The following is an 18,963-nucleotide window of genomic DNA, read 5'->3' on the forward strand; positions in this document are numbered from 1 at the left end:
CCGTGCATGGACGCTTTTTTTTGCTCAGAGGATTTACATGACGCTCCATTTCTTGCGCATCACCCGACGCTTGGCCACTGCAGCCCTGCTGACAGCCACGATGGTCGGCTGCGGTGACAAGGCCGCCACCCCCGAGGCCGTCACACCCGCCACCGCAAGCACGCCGCTGGCGCTGGAAAAGTCAGAGATCAAACTCGGCTTTATCAAGCTCACCGACATGGTGCCGCTGGCCATTGCCTACGAAAAAGGCTACTTCGAAGACGAAGGTCTGTTCGTCACGCTGGAAGCGCAGGCCAACTGGAAAGTGCTGCTCGACCGGGTGATTTCGGGCGAACTCGATGGTGCCCACATGCTGTCGGGCCAGCCACTGGGCGCGACCATCGGCTTCGGCACCAAAGCGGACATCATCACCGCCTTCGCGATGGACCTGAACGGCAACGCCATCACCGTGGCCAACACTGTTTGGGACGAGATGAAACCGAACGTGCCGATGGAAGACGGTAAGCCGGTGCACCCGATTCGTGCCGATGCCCTGAAACCGGTCATCGAGGCGCGCAAGGCCGAGGGTGAATCGTTCAAGATGGGCATGGTATTTCCGGTGTCGACGCACAACTACGAGCTGCGTTACTGGTTGGCGGCGGCGGGCATTCACCCCGGCTTTTACGCACCACAGCGGGGGGATGTTTCCGGCCAATTGCTGGCCGACGTGCTGCTGTCGGTCACGCCACCGCCGCAAATGCCGGCGACCTTGGAGGCCGGCACCATTCTCGGTTACAGCGTTGGCGAACCGTGGAACCAGCAGGCGGTGTTTCGCGGCATTGGCGTGCCGGTGATTGCCGACATCGATATCCGCAACAACGTCTCCGAGAAGGTGTTGGGCGTTAGCCAGGCGTGGGCCGACAAGAATCCCAAAACCCATATCGCCATGGTCAAGGCATTGATCCGCGCCGGCCACTGGCTCGACGCCAACGACAACGCCAACCGCGAGGAGGCGGCCCGCATCATCTCGGCCTCGACCTATGTCGGCGCCGACTACGAGGTCATTGCCAACAGCATGACCGGCGTCTTCGAGTACGAGAAAGGCGATGTACGCCCGGCGCCGGACTTCAACGTCTTCTTCCGCTATCACGCCACCTACCCTTACACCTCTGATGCCGTCTGGTACCTCACGCAAATGCGCCGCTGGGGCCAGATCCCCGACGCGAAGCCGGACAGCTGGTATCTGGAAACCGCCAAGAAGGTGTTCCGTGCCGACATCTATCAGCAGGCGGCCGAGGCGCTGATTGCCGACGGCGTGATGCAGGCCAGCGACTTTCCCGACTTTGCCAGCGAGACCGGCTTTCGCCCGGTCACCCACACCACCTTCATCGACGGCCACGGCTACGACGGCCGCCAACCCAACGCCTACCTCGAACAGTTCGACATTGGCCTGAAAGGAGACGACACGCCATGAGCCTCGCCGCTTCGATTTCTTCGGCCACCGCCTCAGCGTTGCGACAGCGGCTGGCGGCCCTGCAAATGCCAGCCTTGGCGCCCTTGGCCAAGAGCGTTGCCTTGCCGGTGATGGGCCTGCTGGTGATGTTGCTGGTCTGGGAGCTGGGCGCGCGGCAGGTGCAGACCTCACTCGGCGCCCTGCCCGGTCCGGTCGCCGTCTGGGAGCAGGCCGGCAACCTGTGGGACGAGCATCGCGCCGAGCGTGACAAGGCAGACGCCTTTTACGCGCGACAGGACGTGCGCCACGCCGAGCAGCTGGCGGCCAACCCCGAGGCCGAGCTGCGCTTTCGCAGCTATCCCGGCAAGGCGACCTTTGTGGATCAGATTGGCACCAGTCTGTTCACGGTGATGAGTGGTTTCTTTCTGGCCTCACTGATCGCCATTCCCCTGGGCATCGCCATCGGTCTTTCGCCGACGCTGTACGCCATGTGCAACCCGGTGACTCAGTTGCTGAAGCCGGTCTCGCCATTGGCATGGCTGCCCATCGTCACGCTGGTGGTGAGCGCGGTTTACGTGAGCGACGACCCGGCGGTGTCGAAGTCTTATCTGGTGTCGATGCTGTGCGTGATGCTGTGCTCCATCTGGCCGACCCTGGTCAACACGGCCGTTGGCGCCTCCACCGTGTCCAGTGACCTGGTGAGCGTCTCTCGCGTGCTGCGTCTGCACGCGCTCAGCCATGTTTGGCGCGTGGTGCTGCCCAGCGCCATTCCGATGATTTTCGCCGGCCTGCGCACCTCGCTGGGCGTCGCGTGGATGGTGCTCATCGCCTCCGAAATGCTCGCCCAAAACCCCGGCCTCGGCAAATTCGTCTGGGATGAATTCCAGAACGGTTCGTCGGCCTCGCTGGGCCGGATCATGGTCGCGGTCATCGCCATCGGCCTGATCGGTTTCGCCCTCGACCGGACCATGTTGTGGCTGCAACGCAACGTGAGCTGGGACAAAAACGCGGTACTGCGATGAGGAGCTTGCTCGCCATGAACCAGCCTCTCGTCCGAAATCCAGGCGTTACCGCTTTCAACGCAAAGGCGCAAAGAGCAAAAGCAAGGACGCGAAGAAAAACTTTAAGAGGTGAAGCAAAAAACGTTTCGCTTACTAATTTCCTCGTCTTCTTCCCGCTTTTCCTTTGCGTCCTTGCTTTTCACCTTCGCGCCTTTGCGTTGAACGCTTTTCCCGCCGGAGCCCGTCCATGAAACCGCATCTCGAACTCTCCGACGTGTGCATGGATTTCCCGACGCCCAAGGGAACGTTCAACGCGCTAAGTCACATCAACCTCAAGGTCGCCAAGGGCGAGTTCATTTCGCTGATCGGCCACTCCGGCTGCGGCAAATCCACCGTGCTGAATATTGTCGCCGGCCTGCTCAAGGCCACCGAAGGCGGCGTGATCGTCAACGGCCATGAAGTCAGTACGCCGGGGCCAGATCGCGGCATGGTGTTTCAAAACCACTCGCTGCTGCCGTGGCTCACCGTCTACGGCAACGTGGCACTGGCCGTACGCCAAGTGTTCGGCGGCAAGAAAACCCGCGCCGAGCAACGCGACTGGATCGAGCACAACCTCGAACTGGTGAACATGGCGCACGCCATGGACAAGCGCCCGCACGAGATCTCGGGCGGCATGAAGCAGCGCGTCGGCATTGCCCGGGCCTTGTCGATGCAGCCGCAGATTCTGCTGATGGACGAGCCCTTCGGCGCCCTCGACGCCCTCACCCGCGCCCAGCTTCAGGACTCGCTGATGGAGATCCAGACCCGCCTTGGCAGCACGGTGCTGATGGTCACCCACGACGTCGACGAAGCGGTGCTGCTGTCCGATCGCGTGGTGATGCTCAACGTCGGCCCCGGCGCGACCATCGGCAAGGTGCTGAACGTGGACCTGCCGCGCCCGCGTGAACGCCTGGCGCTGGCCGAAAGCGCTGACTACCACCACTGCCGCGCCGAGATTCTGCGATTCCTCTACGACGGCCACTCTGGCCACGATGCCCCGCCAAAAGCCGAAGCACCGAAGAAGCCGATGCTGCGGGTGCTGGCAAAGAAGGTGGTGAATGGGTAAGGCAACCGTAACGGCTCTTAACGCAAAGGCGCAAAGGGCAAAAACAAGGACGCAAAGAGAAACGTTTAGAGATGAAGCGAGAAGCACTCTGGGCATGCCCCTTCAGGGCTTCTCCCCGCTTTTCCTTTGCGTCATTTCTTTTGATCTTCGCGCCTTTGCGTTGAACGCTTTTCTCGCCGGAGTCCGCCCATGAAGCTCGTCCTCATCGGCCACGGCATGGTCGGCCAGAAACTGCTCGAAGAACTGCACGCCCGGGCCTCCGGCCAGTTCGATGTGACCGTGCTCTGCGAAGAGCCACGCCCGGCCTATGACCGCGTGCATCTGTCAGCCTTTTTCAGCGGCACCACCGCCGAGGAACTGTCGCTGGTGCCGCCGGACTTCTTCGCCGAGTCGGGCTACCAACTGCATCTGAACGACCGCGCCGTGGCCATCGACCGCGACGCGCAGACCGTCACCACCGCCAGCGGCGCCGTGCTGCCCTATGACCGGCTGGTGCTCGCCACCGGCTCCTTCCCGTTCGTGCCGCCGCTGCCGGGCAAAGACCGCAAAGATTGTTTCGTCTATCGGACCATCGAAGACCTGCTGGCCATGCAGGAATGCGGCGCCCGCTCGAAGACCGGCGTGGTGGTCGGCGGCGGTCTGCTGGGCCTGGAATGCGCCAAGGCGCTGCACGACATGGGCCTGCAAACCCATGTGGTCGAATTCGCACCGCGGCTGATGGCGGTGCAGGTCGATGACGGCGGCGGCCGCGTGCTGCGCAAAAAGATCGAATCACTGGGCGTGACCGTTCACACCCAGAAAAACACCACAGAGATCATCGACGGCGACACCGGCACGCACCGCATGGTGTTCGCCGACGACAGCCACCTCGACACCGACATGGTCGTATTCTCGGCCGGCATCCGGCCCCGTGACGAACTGGGGCGTTTGGCCGGCCTCACCATGGGCGAACGCGGCGGCATCCTCATTGATGACGCCTGCACCACCAGCGACGCGAACATCCTCGCCATCGGCGAATGTGCCCTGCACGGCGGGCGTATTTACGGTCTGGTGGCGCCCGGCTACGACATGGCGCGGGTGGCGGCTGCGCAGTTGGTGGATCGCCTACAGAGCGGCCTGGAAATGGAGTCCCCTCTCCCCCCGCCAGCGGGGGGAGAGGGCCAGGGAGAGGGGGGCGGTGGTCGTGGCAGCCAAACCGCGCCTGCGGCGCAGCCCTCTCCCCCAGCCCCTCTCCCGCTTGCGGGAGAGGGGAGTCAAATCGTGGCCATTGCCAGCAGTCATCGTAATTCAGACCGCGCGGCCCTCTCCCCACCATCGGCTCCGCCGATGGTCCCCCCCTCTCCCGCAGGGGGGAGAGGGGCAGTTGCGCCGCCGTCGGCGGCGGTCCTTTTCCGGGGCGCCGACATGAGTACCAAGCTCAAGCTCATGGGCGTGGATGTGGCCAGCCTCGGCGACGCCCACGGCATCACGCCGGGCAGTCTGTGCACCGTCTACGTGGATGAGCGCAAGGGCGTTTACAAAAAGCTCGTCACCTGCGGTGAAGGCAAAACCCTGCTCGGCGGCGTACTGGTCGGCGATGCCGCCGAGTTCGGCACCTTGCTGCAGGTCATGCTCAATGGCATCGCCCTGCCCGCTGCGCCGGAAGCGCTGATTCTGCCCGCGAGCGACGGTGCGCCCAAAGCGGGCATTGGCGTCGATGCCCTGCCCGACAGCGCGCAGATCTGTTCCTGCAACAACGTCAGCAAGGGCGACATCTGCACGGCGGTAATTGACGGCGCGACCAGTGTCGGCGCACTGAAAACCTGCACCAAAGCGGGCACCTCTTGCGGCGGCTGCCTGCCGCTGGTGACGCAGGTGCTCAAGGCAGAGCTCAAACGCCAGGGCGTGGCCGTCAACAACCATTTGTGCGAGCACTTTCCCTACTCGCGTCAGGAGCTTTATCACCTGGTGCGCGTCGGTCAGATCAAGACGTTTGACGCACTCATCACCCGTCACGGCAGCGGCCACGGCTGCGACATCTGTAAACCGGTCGCCGCCAGCATTCTGGCCTCCTGCTGGAACGAGTTCGTGCTGAAAAAGCCGCACGCCAAGCTGCAGGACACCAACGACTACTACCTCGCCAACATCCAGAAAAACGGCACCTATTCCGTCGTGCCACGCGTGCCCGGCGGCGAGATCACCCCCGACAAGCTGCTGGCCATCGGCAGCGTGGCCAAGAAGTACAACCTGTACACCAAGATCACCGGCGGTCAGCGCATCGACCTGTTCGGCGCCCAGGTGCACGAACTGCCGCTGATCTGGGAAGAACTCATCGCCGCCGGCTTCGAGTCTGGCCACGCGTATGGCAAGTCGCTGCGCACGGTTAAGTCCTGCGTCGGCAGCACCTGGTGCCGTTATGGCGTGCAGGACAGCGCCAAGATGGCGATCGATCTGGAGAACCGCTACAAGGGCCTGCGCTCGCCGCACAAACTCAAGTTCGCCGTGTCGGGTTGCACCCGCGAATGTGCCGAAGCACAGAGCAAGGACGTGGGCGTCATCGCCACCGAAAACGGCTGGAATCTGTATGTCTGCGGCAACGGCGGCATGAAGCCGCGCCACGCCGAGCTGCTGGTGGGCGATCTCGACGATGAATCGCTGATCCGCTTTATCGACCGCTTCCTGATGTTCTACGTGCGCACCGCCGACCGGCTGCAACGCACCAGCGTCTGGCGCGACAACCTCGAAGGCGGGCTCGATTACCTCAAGGACGTGGTGCTCAACGATTCGCTCGGCATCGCCGACGAGCTCGAAAGCGAAATGGCCAGCGTGGTCGGCACCTACGCCTGCGAATGGAAGATCGCCGTCGAAGACCCCGAAGTGCGCAAGCGTTTCAAGCACTTCGTCAACAGCGAGGCGGCCGACAGCAACGTGCAGTTCGTCAACGAACGCGGCCAGATACGCCCGGCGCGCGACGACGAAAAAACTGCGCTGGCGAACATCCCGGTCGTCACGGAGGTGGCCTGATGGGCGCCCCCCAGAAAGCCGAAGTGCCCACGTGGACCGAGGTCTGCGCGCTGGACGAGATTCTCCCCGACACCGGCGTCTGCGTGCTCGCCGGCGGCCAACAGGTGGCGGTATTCCGCATCGGCGATGGCGAGCAGGTTCACGCCATCGACAACCGTGACCCGTTCAGTGGCGCCAACGTGCTGTCGCGCGGCCTGGTGTGCAGTCTGGCCGGACGGGTCTGCGTCGCCTCGCCCATCTACAAGCAGCATTTCGACCTGCAGACCGGCCTGTGCCTGGAGGACGAGACGCAATCGGTCCGCGCCCATGAGGCCTTTGTGGTTGAGGGGCGGGTTTGTGTGGTGGTGTCGTGATCGGCGAAGAGGGGCTCAGCACTGAGGCGCTGAACCTCGTACAACCTCGTCATGCCGGACTTGATCCGGCATCCAGGGTTCTGGTGATGCGCATGGGCGTTTCAAGTGGCTTTGACGCTCGTTCTGCAAGCTTGCCTTTCGCCTTGCGGGGCGAGTCACTTTTCTTTGCTTGCCCAAAGAAAAGGCCACCGCGACACGGTGCGTGCGAAAGCACGACGGTGCGGGATCGGGGGCATGGCGGCGTGAGGCGGCCTCTGCGATTGCGGTGGCATGCGCGGCTAATCCCGCACCCACGCTGCGCGGCACCGTGGAGTAGCCGCCAAAAGAAAGGGCACCCCACTTCAGGTGCCGGCTGCGCCGGTTCCCGAGCCTGCCGCTGTGCTCGGGGTCGGGCCGATGCGACGTCCTGTCGCACGGCCCTAAGCGGGCCATCCACGGCCCGCTTACCCCTGCGCGCAGCGACAGGCTCGGCACCTTCAGACGGGGCCCAAAGTCAAAGGCGGCTGCAAATTTCGTCGCGCACGTGCTTTTCGGGTCCCCTTCGAGACGGAGCGGTGGGCGCAGCGCGCGCAATGGGGCAGCCGGACAGGGACGTCCGGCTGAGCCGCAGTCACGACAGGATGTCGTGTTGCGGCGACCCCAAGCACGCGAGCACCAGCGCGTGCCCGCGCAGCGGGACCGTAACGAGGGGCGTGCTTTCTTTTGCTTACTTTTCTTTGCACGAGCAAAGAAAAGTAAGGCGCCCCACAGGGCGAAAAGGGCACCCTCAAAACGAGCGCCCAGGCTCCTTGAAACCCCCGCGAGGACAGCGCCTGGAAAACAAAACCGCGCTTGCGGCGAAGTGCCCTCCATGAAGCCCCGCCTGGTCGTCATCGGCAACGGCATGGCCGCGCATCGCGCGCTTGAGCGCCTGCAAACCTACGCGCCAGATCACTACGCCGTTACGGTGTTCGGCGCAGAGCCGCACGCGGCCTACAACCGCATTCTGCTGTCGCCGGTGCTGTCGGGCGAAAAGGCCGCCGGGGCGATCCGGCTTGCCGCCCAGCCCGGCATCATGGTGCACCTCGACGACCCAGTAACGCGCATTGACCGCGTGCGCCGTGAAGTCCATAGCCGCAGCGGTCGCGTCGTCGGGTACGAGCGCCTGCTGCTGGCCACCGGTTCGCAGCCGGTGCGGCTGCCGCTGCCGGGCGCCGATTTAACCGGCGTCATGGGGTTTCGCGACCTGGACGACATCGATGCCATGCTGGCGTGCGCCGCCGGGGGGGGGCGTGCCGTGGTGATTGGCGGCGGGCTGCTCGGCATCGAGGCGGCCGACGGCCTGCGCCAACGCGGCATGGCGGTCACTCTGCTGCACCGTGGCGACGCACTGCTCAACCAACAGCTCGACGCCGGCGGCGCGGTGGTCCTGCTCAAACGGCTGCAGGCACGCGGCATTGATGTGCAACTGAATGCCGACACCGCCGCGCTGCAAGGTGAAACGCTGGTGCAGGCGGTGGTCCTGGCCGATGGCCGCCGACTGCCGGCCGACCTGGTGGTCATGGCGGTGGGCATTCGCCCCGAGATCTCGCTGGCGCGCGCCGCCGGTCTGCAATGCGGCCGGGGGGTGCGCGTCGACGACACGATGCAGACGTTCGACCCACGCATTTACGCCATTGGCGAATGCGCCGAGCACCGCAGCCAGACCGTCGGTCTGGTGGCGCCGGCATGGCAGCAGGCAGAGGTCTGTGCCGCGCATCTGGCGGAATGGGGCCACCGGCGCTACCGGCTGACCCCGGTCGCGACGCGCCTCAAGGTCAGCGGCATCGACGTGTTTTCTGCCGGCCCGGTGACACCGGCCCCCGGTGATGAGGCGCTGGTCTATCGCGATCCACCGCTGGGCCATTACCGACGTCTGCTGATCCGTGACCGGCGCATCGTATCGGTGGTGATGATCGGCGACATTGCCGCCGGCCCCTGGTATTTCGAGCAGTTGCAGGCAGGCGCCGACATCAGCGCCATTCGCGACTCGCTGCTGTTCGGTCAGCCTTACTGCCAGGCGGCATGAGCGACGCGGTCCAGACCACTTGCCCCTACTGCGGCGTCGGCTGCGGGGTGCTGGCACGGCCCAACGCCGACGGCAGTGCGGCGGTGCTGGGTGATCCCGATCATCCGGCCAACCGCGGCAAGCTCTGCGTCAAAGGCGCAGCGCTGGGCGAAACCCTGGGCTTGCACGGCCGCCTGCTGCACCCCGAAATCAACGGTCAGCGGCAGAGCTGGGCGCATGCGCTGAATCACGTCGCCGCCGGCTTTCGCCAGGTCATCGACCGGCATGGTCCCGACGCGGTCGCGTTTTACGTTTCGGGGCAGTTGCTGACCGAGGACTATTACGTCGCCAACAAGCTGATGAAGGGCTATCTCGGCAGCGCCAACATCGACACCAATTCGCGACTGTGCATGAGCAGCGCGGTGGCCGGCCACAAGCGGGCGTTCGGTGAAGACCTGGTGCCCTGCACCTACGACGACCTGGAAACGGCCGACCTGGTGGTGCTGGTCGGCTCGAATACCGCGTGGTGTCATCCCATTCTCTATCAGCGGCTGATGGCCGCCCGCGCCGCCCGACCGGGCATGCAGGTGGTGGTGATCGACCCGCGCCGTACCGCCACCTGCGAAGACGCCGACCTGCACCTGCAGCTCACGCCTGGCACCGATGTGTGGCTGTTCAACGGACTTCTGCAATACCTCGCCGCCCACGGCCGCACCGACCGCAGCTTTGTCGCGGCGCGGACCACCGGGCTGGGCGAAGCCTTGAGTGCCAGCGCAGCGCAGTCCGATCCCGACGCGGTCGCACGGCGCTGCGGTCTGGACCCCGCGCTGCTGCGCGGCTTTTACGCCCTGTTCGCCGCCACACCCAAGGTGGTCACGGCGTTTTCGCAGGGCGTCAATCAGTCATCAGCGGGCACCGACAAGGTCAATGCCATCATCAACTGCCACCTGCTGACCGGGCGCATCGGCACGCCGGGCACAGGGCCGTTTTCGATCACCGGCCAGCCCAACGCCATGGGCGGGCGCGAAGTGGGCGGGCTGGCCAACCAACTGGCTGCCCATCTTGACCTTGCCGACCCCGCGCACCGCACGCTGGTGCAGGACTTCTGGGCCAGCCCCACCATCGCCGAGCGGCCGGGCCTGAAAGCTGTCGAACTGTTCGATGCCATCGACGCCGGGCGGGTCAAGGCGGTGTGGATCATGGCGACCAACCCGGTCGTCAGCATGCCGGACGCCGACAAGGTGCGCCGTGCGCTGAAAAAGTGCGAGATGGTCGTGGTCAGCGATGTGATCCGCGACACGGATACCAACGCCTGCGCCACGGTGCTGCTGCCGGCGTTGGGCTGGGGTGAAAAAGACGGCACGGTGACCAACACCGAACGCTGCATCACCCGCCAGCGCGCGTTTTTGCCGACACCCGGCGAGGCCAAAGCCGACTGGTGGATCATTTGCCAGCTCGCCCAGCGCATGGGCTTTGCCGACGGTTTCAACTTCGACAATGCGGCGGCGATTTTCGATGAACACGCGCGACTCACCGCCTGCCGCAATCCGCTGCCGGGCAGCACCGGCGCGTCGGTGACCGACATTCCGCGCGTGCTGCATTTGGGCGGGCTGACCGGCCTTGGCAACGCCGGTTACGACGCCATGGGGCCGCAGCGCTGGCCGGTGACCGGCGTGCCGCCCGCACCGGGAGCGCCCGATTTCGTCCTGCCGCAAATGACCCTGGTGCCGACCCCGGTGCGCGCACCCGGCAACGCGGTGAGTGCGGCGTATCCACTGCGACTCAACACCGGCCGGCTGCGCGACCAGTGGCACACCATGACGCGCACCGCGCGCTCGGCGCGGCTGTCGGCGCACATTGACCAGCCGCAGCTAGCGGTGCATCCCGCCGATGCGGCCCGTCACCGGCTGCAGGATGGTGCGCTGGCGCGGGTGACCTCGCTGTGGGGCACGGCGGTGTTACGCGTGCAGGTCAGCACTGCGCAAACCCGGGGCGACGTGTTCGCGCCGATCCACTGGGGCAGCACCCACGCTTCGGCGGCGCGCATCGGCGCGGTGGTCAACCCGGTGGTGGATCCGTTGTCGGGCGAGCCGGAGTTCAAGCACACGCCGGTCACGGTGACGCCGTTTGCCGCGCGCTGGTACGGCTTCGCACTGATGCGCCACCCGCCCGAAACGCTGCCAGCGCTGGCGTGGTGGAGCCGTATACAGGGCGCTTTCCATACCCGGCTGGAATTCGCCGGCGACCGGCCGCTGACCGACATGACCCCCTGGCTGCGACGCTTCGCACCGGGATTGGACGGCGAGTGGATTGAGGCCAGCGACCCGGCCCGGCAGCGCTATCAGGGCGCGGCGGTGATCGACGAGCGGCTGGAGGCGGTGGTGTTTGTCGCGCCAACCCCAACGCTGCCGTCGCGCCAGTGGCTGGCCGGCCTGTTCGCGCTGGACCGCCTTGAACGCCACGATCGCACCGCGCTGCTCGCCGGCCGGCCGGCCGACCCCGGCGTCGATCAGGGCCCGGCGGTCTGTGCCTGCTTCGGAGTCGGTCGCAACTGCATCATCGAGGCCATCCGGGCCCACCAACTGACCACTGCTGCAGCCGTGGGGCAGCACCTCAAAGCCGGCACCAACTGTGGTTCGTGCGTGCCCGAGATCTCCGCCCTGCTCCGCTGAGAGGCGTCGCACCGTCAGTCGCACCAATCAAGGGCACGGATTTTGCTCCACGCTTGTATGACCCTCATTTCACTGCGGAGTCCGGCATGCGCGTAATGCTGGTCGACGACCATCCCGAACGGTTGGCCCTGCTCGAAGACGCCCTGACGGCGGCCGGGCATGTCGTGGCCGGCCACGTCAGCACCCGGGACCCGCTGGTCGCAGCGGTGCAACTGCACAAGCCCGACATCGTGCTGATTGACGTCGACGCGCCCAGCCGCGACACCCTGGAATCGCTGGTGCAGGTCAAACGGGATCAGCCCTGCCCGGTGGTGATGTTTGCCGCACATTCCGACAACGACACCATTCGCCGCGCCATCCACGCCGGTGTGAGCGCCTACGTGGTTGACGGCCTGGCCACCAACCGTATCCAGTCGGTGATGGACGTGGCGATTGCCCGTTTCGCCGAGTTTCGCGCGCTGCAGCAAGAGCTGGATGACACCCGCCTGAAGTTGGCCGACCGCCGCGACGTCGATAAGGCCAAGGGCCTGCTGATGCAGCGTCGCGGCCTGGATGAAGCCGCCGCCTATGCCTTGCTCAGGCGCATGGCCATGAGCCGTAACCTGCGCCTCGGTGATGCCGCGCGCGCCCTGATTTCCGCCGCGGAGCTGCTCTGATGCACGAACCTGAAACAAGCCGTCTGCGGATGGGCCTTGTGCCACTGGTGGACTGCGCACCGGTCGTGGTGGCACGCGAACGTGGCTTCTTTGCGCGGCACGGTCTCGACGTGATCCTTTCAGTGGAAGGTTCGTGGGCCGGCATCCGCGACAAACTGGCCGCCGGCCTGCTCGATGCCGCGCAGGTGCTGGCGCCGATGCCGCTGGCGGCGCAACTGGGGCTCGACGGCTTCGGCGTGCCGCTGGTCTCGGCGCTGACGCTGAGCCGCAACGGCAACATGATCACCGTCTCCAACGCCCTGCACGCGGCGCTGGCCAGCGCCGGACCCGATGCCACCGCCAAGGGACAGGCGCTGCACGCACTGCTGGCCCAGGACCGCGCCGAAGGGCGGCGGCCTCGGGTGCTGGCGCACGTCTATCCGCATTCGTCGCATCACTTTTTGCTGCGAGAGTGGCTGGGCAACGCCGGTATCGATGCCGACCGCGATCTGCAGTTGACGAGTATTCCGCCGCCGCTGCTGGTGCATTGTCTGCGCACCGGACAAATCGACGGCTTTTGCGCCGGCGCGCCCTGGGGCATGGCGGCCGAAGCGGCGGGCGTGGGCCGCAACCTGCTCGCTACGTGCCGGGTACGGCCCGACTGCGTCGAAAAAGTGCTGGGCGTGCGCAGTGAGTGGGCCGAGCGCCATCCGCAAGCCCACCTTCATCTGATTGCCGCACTCATCGAAGCCGGCCAGTGGCTGGAACGCGACGGCCATCGCACAGAGGCCGCACGCATCCTTGCGGCGGGCGCCTATCTGGACGTGTCGCCCGAGATCCTGCAGGCGGCGCTCACCGAAGACCGCGACGGGCCGCTTAATCCGGGCTGCCGCTTCTCCAGTGACGATCTCGGGGCGCCCCGCGCCGACGACATGGCGTGGCTTGAAGACCAGTTGCAGGACTGGGGCGGCGTGCCGGTGTCGCCGTCCACCGTCCTGAGCCGGTGTTACCGCGCCGACCTGCATCAGCAGGCCCTGGCGTATTGCACGCCCTAGATTGATGCACGGGGATGGGACCGGGCGCGAGCCAGCAACCGCCGAGTCACTGTCCAGCCGATCACTACAGCGCGATCAGCGAGCCATCAAGGGGTCTCGGCTGGCGCGGTGTCGAACAGCCACATCAGCACCGCGACGCCCAAGCCCCAGGCCCCGTTGAGCAGCGCGCCAATGACCCAGGTCAGGGGCGCCACCGGCAAGCCCTTCAGCGGAAACACCACCAGCAACGCCACGACCGTGGGCAGCACCGCGCCGAACAGCGCCGCGCCGATGAACTGCTGTTGACGACTGCGCGTGCGGAGTAGCGCCCACATCGGCAATGCCCAAAGTCCGCCGAAAAAGGCCAGCGACACCACCGAGGGGATGCCGAGCGGCGGCACCGGCGCGAGGTTGTAGGCGGGGTTGGGCACGATCGCTAGCGCGTGCAGCAGCGCATACAGACCCTGATGCGCCAGCAGCGTGGCGACATACCCCATCAAGAACACTTTGACCCACGGCAGAAAGGCTTTCATGGCATTCAAATCAAGAACGAGGCGCCATGATAAGCGGGGTTCAGGCAGCAGCGGCCAGCGCGGCGGGCGACCGGTTCAAGTAGGCCAGTGCCTCTTCGGTCGAGCCTTCGTTTTCGGGGTTGTACCAGGGGTCGAAAAACGACAGCTCCTTGGTGATCAGCCACAGCGGTGACGGCAGCCAGCCATCGCGCGCATGTTTGAACCATTGCCCCCACATCCAAGGCCGGAACACGCTGGGCTTTTTGTCGGCAAAGCGCGGATCTTGCTTCATCAGGTGCGCGGCGCCGTGCACCCAGAGTCCAAAGATAATCGGCATGACGATACTGGCAAGGTAGTAGCGCGACGGGTAGCCGCCACCCAGATGCCGATAGAGGTCAAACGCCACGCAGCGGTGCTCGACCTCTTCAGCCCCGTGCCAGCGCAGCAGGTCGAGCAGCGTCGGGTCGGCACCCGCTTCATCCCATTGACGATTACGGATGATGTAATTACCCAGCACACAGGTCATGTGCTCGATGGCGGCGATGATGCCAACCCGGAACACCAGCCATTGGCGCGCCGGCCGCCCCTTGAGCGTGAAGCCCATCGGCTGATCGCCCAGCAGCTTTTCGAACAACTGGTCTTCAAGGCGCGTGTTGCTTTCGGTCTCGATGCCGTGCGCATGCAGGTAGGACTCGGTTGCGCCGGCGTGCGCCCGCGCGTGCATCGACTCCTGCCGCATGAAGGCCTTGACCTCGCTGCGCAGGGCGTCGTCGGTAATCAACGGCAGCGCCTGGTTGAAGACACGGCAAAACCAGAATTCCCCAGCCGGCAGCAGCAGGTTGATCTCGTTGATGAAGTGGCTGGCGAACGGCTGTCCGGGAATCCATTCCAGCGGCGTATCCGACCAGTCGAAAGCCACTTTGCGCGGCACCAGCGGCGGTAGGAATCGAGACATGGGGGCGCTCCGGTTGCGGACCAAAGCTGAATAATGACACAGATATGCGTAACACTGCCATTGATTAATGGCGTTATGTAGCGCGCCGGTTGTCACCCCGGCTTCCGGTCTGCTGCGGGGTGCTCTACATTCGACGCTCGAACGAAGCGGGCGCAGACCCGGTGGGGCCACAGCGGCGTCGCGCTGGCCAGCGGGAGAAACCGATGTTCACGTCTTGGCAGCTACTCAGCGTTGCCAGTGCCTACATGGCGCTGCTCTTCGCCGTGGCCTGGACCGCCGACCGTCGCGCACTGCGCAAGCCGCAACTTCAGCCGAGGCCATGGACTTATGCCCTGGCGCTGGCCGTGTACTGCACCGCCTGGACGTTTTACGGTGCGGTGGGGCGCGTCGCCGACGACGGCTGGAGCTATCTGCCGATCTATCTCGGCCCGATTCTGGTGTTTGTGTTCGGCGCCCCGTTTTTGCAGCGGCTGATCGCGTTGTGCAAGTCGGGGCGCCTGACCTCGGTGGCCGATTTCATCGGCGCCCGCTACGGCAACAGCGCCACCCTGGCGGTGGCGGCGACCGGTGTCGCGCTGTTGGCCGGCGTGCCGTACCTGGCCCTTCAGTTGCGCGGCGTGTCCTTGGGTTTCGACGTGCTGACCATCGACAGCGGCGTGATGATCGAAGACATCCAGACCGTAACCATCGTCACCGTGCTGCTGGCGGTGTTCGCCATGTTGTTCGGCACGCGGCACATCGCCAGTACCGAAAGCCACCAGGGCATGGTGCTGGCCGTGGCGTTCGAATCATTGGTGAAGCTGCTGGCCTTCGTCGCCGTAGGGGTCTTTGCCATGATCCTGCTCGGCGGCATCGCCCCCAGCATCGACGCGGTGCGCACCATGCCGCAGCTCGCACCCGAACAATTGTTGACGGTGCCGTTCTGGATGCAGACCGCGCTGGCCGGCGCAGCCGTCATTGTCCTGCCACGACAGTTTCACCTCATGGTGGTGGAAAACATCGGACCGCAGGAGCTGCGTACCGCGCGCTGGGTGTTCCCGATGTATCTGGGCATTTTTGCGCTCATGGTGCTGCCGCTCGCCGCCGCCGGGGCGCTGTATGTCGGCGGCGGCGCGGCTGATCGTCACGTGCTGGCGCTGCCGCTGACGCAAGGGCAAAGCGGCCTGGCGATGCTGGCATTTCTGGGCGGTTTTTCAGCCGCCACCGGCATGGTCATCGTCTCGGCGGTGGCGCTGGCGACCATGCTCAGCAACGAAGTCATTCTGCCGCTGATGCTGCGCGGCCGCGGCTACCAACGGGCCTCGAATGACCTTGGTGCGCTGCTGCGCCGGGTGCGGCGCATCACCATCGCCGGCCTGCTGTTTGCCGCCTGGCTGATCGATCGAACGCTGTACACGCAACTGCCGCTGGCGGTGATTGGCCTGATCAGCTTCAGCGCCATCGCGCACCTGGCGCCGCCGGTCATCGCCGGCGTGCTGTGGCCGCGGGCCAACCGCGCCGGGGCCACTGGGGGGCTGGCCGGCGGCATGGCCGCTTGGGCCATGAGCGTGCTGCTGCCATCGCTGTTTCCCGACCTGATCAGCTTTGCCGATCCGCAGCATTACGTCATCCAAGGCGCAGCGCTGAGTCTTGGCGTCCACATTGCGCTGCTGGCGGCGATCTCGATTGCCAGTTCGCCATCGCTCAGCGAACAGGTGCAGAGCGCGCGGCTGCTGGGCACACGGCAAACCCCGGATGACCGTCGTGGCTCCGGCGCGCGCGTCATCGATCTGCTGGTGTTGCTGGAGCGCTTTTTCGGTGCCGACCGCACGCAAGCCTTCACCAACGAATACGCCGCCCTGAAAGGTAAGGCGCCGGAAGCGCGGGCGGTGGCCGACGCCGAGTTCATCGACTTCTGCCAGAGCCGTTTGTCGAGCGCGCTGGGCGGTGCTTCGGCACGCACGATGATCGACCGGGCACTGCGGCCCGCCGGCGGTGATGTTGCCGAAATCATCGAGCAGACCTCACGCGCGGTGCGCTTCAATCGCGAATTGCTGCACTCCACCCTCGACCACATGGCGCAGGGCGTCAGCGTCATCGATGCCGAGCTACGGCTGATCGCCTGGAACGCCGCCTACCAGCGGCTGTTCGACTACCCCGATGAACTGATGCGGGTCGGCACGCCGGTCAGCGAGCTGATTCGCTTCAATGTCGAGCGCGGCCTGCTCGACAGCGCCGACATCGAAGACCTGGTCAGTAAACGCGTCGGTCACCTGCAGGCGGGCACGGCCTACCGGCACGAGCGGGCAATGCCGGGCGGCGAGGTGGTCGAGATCACCGGCAACCCGATGCCCGGCGGCGGCTTCGTCTCGACCTTTTCCGATGTCACCGACTACAAGCGCGCCGAGGCGATGTTGCAGTCGGTCAACGAAGAGTTGGAGGCCCGCGTCACCTCGCGCACTCAGGCGCTGGCCGAAACCGAGCAGCGCGCCCAGCAGGCGCGCGCCGACGCCGAACAAGCCAGCCGCTCCAAGAGCCGCTTTCTGGCCGCCACCACGCACGATCTGGCGCAGCCGCTGAATGCCGCGCGGCTATTCGCCCACGCGCTGGAAGACAGCCGCGAGCCGCAGGTGCAACAGGGCGTTCGCAACCTGCTGCGCTCGCTGGGGGCGATGGAGTCCTTGCTGGGCGGCTTGTCGGAATACTCACGCCTCGACGCCGGCGCACAGCCGGTCAACCGCAAGGCCTTCGCGGTGCAGGACCTGTTCGATGCGCTGGGCTCAGAGTTCACCGCCATGGCCGAGGCGCGCGGGCTGGGTTTTCACGTGCGCCCCTGCCGCCTGTGGATTGACTCCGACCCGGTGCTGTTGCGGCGCATCGTCCAGAACCTGCTGGCCAATGCGGTGCGTTACACCCGCCACGGCCGCGTGGTGCTCGGCTGCCGGCGGGTCGGCGACGCGGTGCGGATCGAAGTGCACGACACCGGGCCGGGCATTCCGCAGGAGCGGCAACGCGCGATCTTCGAGGAGTTCAGGCGCTTCGAGACCGCCGACAGTCACGGCGGCGAACAGGGGTTGGGCCTGGGGCTGGCGATCAGTGAGCGCATGGCCCGACTGCTGCGGCACCCGATGCGGTTGCGGTCGCAGATCGGGCGCGGCTCGGTGTTCAGCGTGACGGTCGCCACCACCGACGCCGCAACGACACCGCCGTCGACCCTGCCCACGCGGCCAGCGCCACAGCGCCTTGAAGGACTGCGGCTGTTGGTGCTCGACAACGATGCCGACACGCTGCAGGCGACCGCCGGGCTGTTGCGCCGCTGGGGCTGTCTACCGTTGCCGGCGCTCAACGAGGCCGAGGCACGGGCCCAGACCCTCGACGCACCGCCCGACGCCGCGTTGATCGACTACCAACTCGACCACGGTGAGAACGGCATCAAGGCGCTGATCCGCCTGCGCCGAGTCTGGGGGCTGGCAGTGCCGGGCATTCTGATCACCGGCGATGCCACGCCAGAGGTCCGCGAGCGGGCGCGTCAGTTAGGGCTGGCGTTTCTCGCCAAGCCGGTCAAGCCGGCGGCGCTGAGGGCGTTGCTGCAACAGCAACGGGTGACGCCGCAAGCTGCGGCGCATGCGCCTGAAGACGTTCAACGATAACCGCCGCCTGGGTGCGGCTGTACAAGCCCAGTTTGCGCAGTATCGCGGTGACATGGGCCTTGACCGTGGCCTCCGAGATGGCCAGCGTAAAAGCGATCTGTTTGTTGAGCAGACCGTCGGCAATCATCATCAGCACGCGTTGCTGCTGGGGCGTCAGGCTGGCGAGTTTGCTGACCAGGTCGACATCATCGGGCGCGCTGGGCATGGACTCGACGTCTTGACTGAACCACAGGCCGCCATCAAGCACGGTGCGAATGGCCTCGCCAATGGTGTCCAGCGGCGCCGACTTGGGAATGAACCCGGCCGCGCCAAAATCCATCGCGCGGCGGATCACCGATTGCCCCTCGACGCCGGACACCACCATCACCGCGGTGCCCGGCGACTGGTTGCGCAGAAACAGCAGCGACGAGAACCCGTGCGCGCCGGGCATGTGCAGATCCAGCAATACCAGATCGGCCTCGGGGTGCAGGCCCACCGCACGCTCGAGGCTGGCCATGTCTTCGGCTTCGATCACCCGGGCGTCCGGAAACAGCCGCTGCACCGTCTGGTGCAGCGCCGCCCGGAACAGCGGGTGATCGTCGGCGATGATCAGTTGGGTGGGCACGT

The 18,963-nt window shown here is 65.7% G+C and carries 12 protein-coding genes and 2 pseudogenes; 11 read left to right on the forward strand and 3 right to left on the reverse strand.

Annotated elements, in window-relative coordinates:
- The first annotated feature begins 37 nt into the window (after positions 1–37).
- From U741_RS0115980 to U741_RS0116020, 10 genes and pseudogenes are all read left to right on the forward strand, one after another.
- Entirely contained in the window at positions 38–1,453 is a 1,416-nt protein-coding gene (locus tag U741_RS0115980; protein WP_200872744.1) for a CmpA/NrtA family ABC transporter substrate-binding protein, read from the forward strand.
- Complete coding sequence (locus U741_RS0115985; protein WP_029891448.1) at positions 1,450–2,454, forward strand: ABC transporter permease; 1,005 nt, start codon at positions 1,450–1,452, stop codon at positions 2,452–2,454. The genes U741_RS0115980 and U741_RS0115985 overlap by 4 nt, the downstream gene beginning before the upstream one ends.
- Positions 2,455–2,680: 226 nt before the next feature.
- On the forward strand, positions 2,681–3,538 hold the full coding sequence (locus U741_RS0115990; protein WP_052378909.1) for an ABC transporter ATP-binding protein: 858 nt from the start codon (positions 2,681–2,683) through the stop codon (positions 3,536–3,538).
- A gap of 189 nt (positions 3,539–3,727) precedes the next feature.
- A pseudogene (locus tag U741_RS20100) lies at positions 3,728–4,636 on the forward strand (FAD-dependent oxidoreductase); the annotation flags it as partial.
- A gap of 288 nt (positions 4,637–4,924) precedes the next feature.
- A pseudogene (gene nirB, locus U741_RS20105) lies at positions 4,925–6,541 on the forward strand (nitrite reductase large subunit NirB); the annotation flags it as partial.
- Positions 6,541–6,894 carry a nitrite reductase small subunit NirD gene (gene nirD / locus U741_RS0116000; protein ID WP_029891451.1) on the forward strand — a complete coding sequence of 118 codons (354 nt, stop codon included), beginning with the start codon at positions 6,541–6,543 and terminating at the stop codon, positions 6,892–6,894. The pseudogene nirB and the gene nirD, both read left to right, overlap by 1 nt.
- A gap of 850 nt (positions 6,895–7,744) precedes the next feature.
- The gene (locus tag U741_RS0116005) at positions 7,745–8,941 is read left to right on the forward strand and encodes an NAD(P)/FAD-dependent oxidoreductase (protein WP_052378910.1); all 1,197 of its coding nucleotides are present in this window, start codon (positions 7,745–7,747) and stop codon (positions 8,939–8,941) included.
- A complete protein-coding gene (locus U741_RS0116010) occupies positions 8,938–11,592 on the forward strand; it encodes a nitrate reductase (protein WP_052378911.1) in 2,655 nt (884 codons plus the stop codon). Before U741_RS0116005 ends, U741_RS0116010 begins: the two co-directional genes overlap by 4 nt.
- Before the next feature lie 86 nt (positions 11,593–11,678).
- Positions 11,679–12,248 carry an ANTAR domain-containing response regulator gene (locus tag U741_RS0116015; RefSeq protein ID WP_029891454.1) on the forward strand — a complete coding sequence of 190 codons (570 nt, stop codon included), beginning with the start codon at positions 11,679–11,681 and terminating at the stop codon, positions 12,246–12,248.
- A complete protein-coding gene (locus U741_RS0116020; RefSeq protein ID WP_084154953.1) occupies positions 12,248–13,282 on the forward strand; it encodes a CmpA/NrtA family ABC transporter substrate-binding protein in 1,035 nt (344 codons plus the stop codon). The genes U741_RS0116015 and U741_RS0116020 overlap by 1 nt, the downstream gene beginning before the upstream one ends.
- Positions 13,283–13,368: 86 nt before the next feature.
- Here U741_RS0116020 and U741_RS0116025 read toward each other — a convergent pair whose 3' ends face one another.
- Positions 13,369–13,794, reverse strand: coding sequence for a hypothetical protein (locus U741_RS0116025; RefSeq protein WP_200872746.1), 426 nt, complete (start codon positions 13,792–13,794; stop codon positions 13,369–13,371).
- A gap of 40 nt (positions 13,795–13,834) precedes the next feature.
- Complete coding sequence (locus U741_RS0116030) at positions 13,835–14,728, reverse strand: metal-dependent hydrolase (RefSeq protein WP_029891457.1); 894 nt, start codon at positions 14,726–14,728, stop codon at positions 13,835–13,837.
- Positions 14,729–14,931: 203 nt separating this feature from the next.
- Between U741_RS0116030 and U741_RS0116035 the strand changes: the two genes are divergently transcribed.
- Positions 14,932–18,357, forward strand: coding sequence for a PAS domain-containing hybrid sensor histidine kinase/response regulator (locus tag U741_RS0116035; protein WP_084154955.1), 3,426 nt, complete (start codon positions 14,932–14,934; stop codon positions 18,355–18,357).
- Here the strand turns inward: U741_RS0116035 and U741_RS0116040 are convergent.
- On the reverse strand, positions 18,269–18,961 hold the full coding sequence (locus tag U741_RS0116040) for a LuxR C-terminal-related transcriptional regulator (RefSeq protein WP_052378914.1): 693 nt from the start codon (positions 18,959–18,961) through the stop codon (positions 18,269–18,271). The two genes, U741_RS0116035 and U741_RS0116040, sit on opposite strands and share 89 nt — an antisense overlap.
- Positions 18,962–18,963: the final 2 nt, after the last annotated feature.

The organism is Polycyclovorans algicola TG408 (assembly GCF_000711245.1).
In the GTDB taxonomy this organism is placed as follows: domain Bacteria; phylum Pseudomonadota; class Gammaproteobacteria; order Nevskiales; family Nevskiaceae; genus Polycyclovorans; species Polycyclovorans algicola.